General features: G+C 56.4%; 2 protein-coding genes. One reads left to right on the top strand and one right to left on the bottom strand.

What is annotated here, in order from left to right:
- Positions 1 to 138: 138 nt before the first annotated feature.
- On the bottom strand, positions 139 to 744 hold the full coding sequence (gene azoR, locus HX778_RS23325) for an FMN-dependent NADH-azoreductase (protein ID WP_008459208.1): 606 nt from the start codon (positions 742 to 744) through the stop codon (positions 139 to 141).
- Between the two features lie 213 nt (positions 745 to 957).
- Here azoR and hrpA point away from each other — a divergent pair, with 213 nt between their 5' ends.
- The gene (gene hrpA / locus HX778_RS23320) at positions 958 to 4,857 is read left to right on the top strand and encodes an ATP-dependent RNA helicase HrpA (protein WP_038472844.1); all 3,900 of its coding nucleotides are present in this window, start codon (positions 958 to 960) and stop codon (positions 4,855 to 4,857) included.
- The last annotated feature ends 27 nt before the right edge of the window (positions 4,858 to 4,884 follow it).

Raw genomic sequence — 4,884 nt, 5'->3', positions numbered from 1 at the left:
TCCCGAGACGTTCACCGGTAGAATGGTGACATGTGAAGCAGGACTGGAAGTGAACGGAAACTTGGGCAGTCCTTCATAGAGCGTATTTGTGACTAAGACACAGCGCAGGGTGAGGGTTAGTCACTCCAGGAACAAATCTTACGCAGCAACGATGCTGTCGATAGCGGCTTTCGCATCAGTTTGTGCTTTAGCAGCCACTTCCGGGCCGTAACCAAAACCTTCAGCAAACACGTAGTTCACGTCGGTGATCCCGATGAAGCCCAGGAACACGTTCAGGTATGGCACCAGCAGGTCGGTTGGGGTGTCTTTGTGGATCCCGCCGCGGCTGGTCACAACCAGGGCACGTTTGCCGGTCACCAGGCCTTCAGGGCCTTTCTCGGTGTAACGGAAGGTGACGCCAGCGCGAGCCACCAGGTCGAAGTAGTTCTTCAACTGGGTAGGGATGTTGAAGTTGTACATCGGCGCGTTGAACACAATCACGTCGTGCGCTTTCAGTTCGGCAATCAGCTCATCAGACAGCGCCAGAGCTTCCTGCTGGCGCGGCGTCAGTGCCGCATCAGAAGGGCGCAGAGCACCGACCAGTTCGCCATCCAGCACCGGAATTGGGTTTGCTGCCAGGTCACGAACGGTGATTTCGTCAGCGCTGTGTTTTTCACGCCATTGTTCAACAAAATAGTCGGACAGCTGGTTGGACTGAGAGTAACCTGCCAGGATGCTGGATTTCAGAACTAATACTTTGCTCATGGGGTGATTCCTTAGTGTTTGGTCAGTCGGACAATGTGCCCGTTCGCTAGGACTTAATGTATTCACAATCCGATTACAGAGATAGCGCAATATATCGAACCCTATATTCGAATTTATTGAACAAGGCGCTAAAAATCGGGGTGTGGTAAAATAGCTGAAATCAACGCCGTGACTTATCCGGTTGTGCCCGGTAGCGAAATAACGATAGATAAAATGGAAATGACTAAACCCTCGCTGTCCTCTTTGTTTGCCCGTCTTGACGGGCTGATGCTCCGCGACAGACAACGCTTTTCTCGCCGTCTTCACGGCGCGAAGAAAATTAAAAACGCTGATTCTCAGCAGGCCTTATTCGACACGCTGGCCGCAGAAATAGACGCCGCGGCGGCTAAAGTGCTGCTGCGCGAAGCCGCGCGGCCGGCGATTACCTATCCTGAAAACCTGCCCGTCAGCCAGAAAAAACAGGACATTCTTAATGCCGTGCGCGAAAACCAGGTGGTGATCGTGGCGGGTGAAACCGGCTCGGGCAAAACCACCCAGTTGCCAAAAATCTGCATGGAGCTGGGGCGCGGTGTTAAAGGCCTGATTGGCCACACTCAGCCTCGCCGCCTGGCGGCGCGTACCGTGGCAAACCGTATTGCGGAAGAGCTGCAAACCGAACCCGGCGGCTGCGTAGGCTACAAGGTACGTTTCTCCGACCACGTCGGCGATAACACCATGGTCAAGCTGATGACGGACGGGATCCTGCTGGCTGAAATTCAGCAGGACAGGCTGCTGATGCAGTACGACACCATCATCATCGATGAAGCCCACGAACGCAGCCTGAATATCGACTTCCTGCTCGGCTACCTGCGCGAGCTGCTGCCGAAGCGCCCCGATCTGAAGATAATTATTACCTCGGCAACTATCGACCCGGAACGCTTCTCGCGCCACTTTAATAACGCGCCGATTATCGAAGTTTCGGGCCGCACTTATCCGGTGGAAGTGCGCTACCGCCCGATGGTCGAAGACAACGACGATACCGACCGCGATCAGCTGCAGGCGATTTTCGATGCCGTTGACGAGCTTGGCCATGAAAGCGCGGGCGATATTCTGATCTTCATGAGCGGCGAGCGGGAAATTCGCGATACCGCAGACGCGCTGACGAAGCTTAATTTGCCGCATACGGAAATCCTGCCGCTCTATGCTCGCCTGTCCAACAGCGAGCAGAACCGCGTTTTCCAGGCCCACGTCGGGCGGCGTATTGTGCTGGCGACCAACGTCGCGGAAACCTCGCTGACCGTGCCGGGTATTAAGTACGTTATCGACCCGGGTACGGCGCGTATTAGCCGCTACAGCTACCGAACCAAAGTCCAGCGCCTGCCGATTGAGCCGGTTTCTCAGGCTTCGGCCAACCAGCGTAAAGGCCGCTGCGGTCGCGTGTCGGAAGGGATCTGTATTCGTCTTTACTCCGAAGACGACTTCCTGTCGCGCCCTGAGTTTACCGACCCGGAAATTCTGCGAACCAACCTCGCGTCGGTCATTTTGCAGATGACGGCGCTGGGGCTGGGCGATATTCAGGCGTTTCCGTTCGTTGAAGCGCCGGATAAGCGCAATATCCAGGACGGCGTACGCCTGCTGGAAGAGCTGGGCGCCATTACCAGCGATGAAGATCACAGCGTCTATAAACTGACGCCATCTGGTCGCCAGCTCTCACAGCTGCCGGTCGACCCGCGCCTCGCCAAAATGGTGCTGGAAGCGCAGAGGTTTGGCTGCGTGCGTGAGGTGATGATCATTACCTCCGCGTTGTCTATTCAGGACCCGCGCGAGCGCCCGATGGACAAGCAGCAGGCGTCGGACGAGAAACATCGCCGTTTCCACGATAAAGAGTCAGACTTCCTGGCTTACGTGAACCTGTGGAACTACCTCGGCGAGCAGCAAAAAGCGCTCTCGTCGAATCAGTTCCGCCGCCAGTGCAAGCTGGATTTCCTGAACTACCTCCGCGTTCGCGAATGGCAGGATATTTATACCCAGCTGCGGCAGGTGGTGAAAGAGCTTGGCCTGCCGGTGAACAGTGAACCCGGCGACTTCCGCGCGGTACACTCGGCGTTGCTGACGGGGCTCTTGTCCCACATCGGGCAGAAAGACACGGAAAAACAGGAGTATACCGGGGCGCGAAACGCTCGTTTCTCCATCTTCCCTGGCTCCGGCTTATTTAAAAAACCACCGAAGTGGACGATGGTGGCCGAGCTGGTGGAAACCAGCCGCCTGTGGGGGCGCATCGCTGCCCGTATCGATCCAGAATGGATTGAGCCGCTGGCGCAGCATCTGATTAAGCGCTCCTACAGCGAGCCGCACTGGGAGAAAGCCCAGGGCGCGGTGATGGCGCAGGAAAAAGTCACGCTTTATGGCCTGCCGATTGTGGCGGCGCGTAAGGTGAACTACAGCGACATTGACCCGGCGCTGTGCCGCGAGCTGTTTATCCGCCACGCCCTGGTGGAGGGCGACTGGCAAACCCGTCACGCTTTCTTCCGCGATAACCTCAAGCTGCGGGCAGAAATCGAAGATCTTGAGCATAAATCTCGCCGCCGTGACATCCTGGTGGACGACGAAACGCTGTTTGAGTTTTATGACCAGCGCATCTCTCATGAGGTGATTTCCGCGCGCCATTTCGATAGCTGGTGGAAAAAAACTGGCCGCGAAACGCCGGATCTGCTGAATTTCGAAAAAAATATGCTGATCAGGGAAGGCGCGGAGCAGGTCAGCAAGCTGGACTACCCGAACTTCTGGCATCAGGGCAACCTGAAGCTGCGCCTGACCTATCAGTTTGAGCCTGGCGCGGACGCCGACGGCGTAACGGTTCATATCCCTCTGCCGTTGCTTAATCAGGTTGAGGAGGCCGGTTTTGAGTGGCAGATCCCTGGCGTGCGCCGTGAACTGATTATCGCCCTGATCAAGTCTCTGCCGAAGCCGGTGCGACGCAACTTTGTCCCGGCCCCTAACTATGCGGAAGCGTTTTTAGGCCGGGCTACGCCGCTGGAACTCCCGCTGCTGGACAGCCTTGAGCGCGAATTCCGCCGTATGGCGGGCGTGACCATTGACCGGGAAGACTGGCACTGGGATCAGGTGCCCGATCACCTGAAAATGACCTTCCGCGTAGTGGACGAGCACAATAAAAAGCTGAAAGAGGGTAAAGACCTTAGCGAGCTGAAGGGCGGCCTGAAAGATAAGGTTCAGCAGACGCTGTCCGCGGTGGCGGACGACGGCATCGAGCAGAGCGGGCTGCACATCTGGAGTTTTGGTTCGCTGCCTGAAAGCTATGAGCAGAAACGCGGCAACTACCGGATGAAGGCCTTCCCGGCGTTGGTGGATGAAAAAGAGAGCGTGGCGATTAAGCTGTTTGATAATCCGCTCGAACAGCAACAGGCGATGTGGCGCGGGCTGCGCCGTCTGCTGCTGCTGAACATTCCGTCGCCGGTGAAATACCTGCATGAAAAGCTGCCGAATAAAGCCAAGCTTGGCCTCTACTTTAACCCGTACGGCAAAGTGCTGGAGCTTATCGACGACTGCATTTCCTGCGGTATTGATAAGCTGATTGCGCAAAATGGCGGGCCGGTCTGGAGCGAAGAAGGGTTTGCGGTGCTGCATGAAAAAGTACGCGCAGAGTTGAACGACACGGTGGTTGAGATTGCCAAACAGGTCGAGCAGATCCTTACTGCGGTATTTAACATCAACAAACGGCTGAAAGGGCGTGTGGATATGACCATGGCGCTTGGCCTGTCGGATGTTAAGGCGCAGATGAGCGGCCTGGTTTACCGAGGTTTTGTGACCGGCAACGGCTATAAGCGCCTCGGCGACACGCTGCGTTACCTGCAGGCTATCGAGAAGCGGCTGGAAAAAATGGCTATCGATCCTCACCGCGATCGTGCGCAAATGCTGAAAGTGGAAAGCGTGCAGCAGGCATGGCAGCAGTGGTTGAACAAGCTACCGCCGGCCAGCCGCGAGAACGAAGAGGTGCAGGAGATCCGCTGGATGATAGAAGAGCTGCGCGTCAGCTATTTTGCCCAGCAGCTGGGAACCCCGTATCCTATTTCCGATAAGCGTATTTTGCAGGCGATGGAGCAGGTAGCGCTCTGATATCAATCCCTTTCCAGCTGGAAAGGG

Origin of the sequence: Cedecea sp. P7760 (assembly GCF_013386425.1) — a bacterium.
Taxonomy (GTDB): domain Bacteria; phylum Pseudomonadota; class Gammaproteobacteria; order Enterobacterales; family Enterobacteriaceae; genus Cedecea; species Cedecea selenatireducens.
Note: the sequence above shows the minus strand (reverse complement) of the source record. Positions and strands in the feature narration are given on the sequence as shown.

What these genes read in the sequence shown, in the direction of transcription:
- azoR (WP_008459208.1), bottom strand. Translation starts at nt 744, where the DNA reads ATGAGCAAAGTATTAGTTCTGAAATCCAGCATCCTGGCAGGTTACTCT.
- hrpA (WP_038472844.1), top strand. Translation starts at nt 958, where the DNA reads ATGGAAATGACTAAACCCTCGCTGTCCTCTTTGTTTGCCCGTCTTGAC.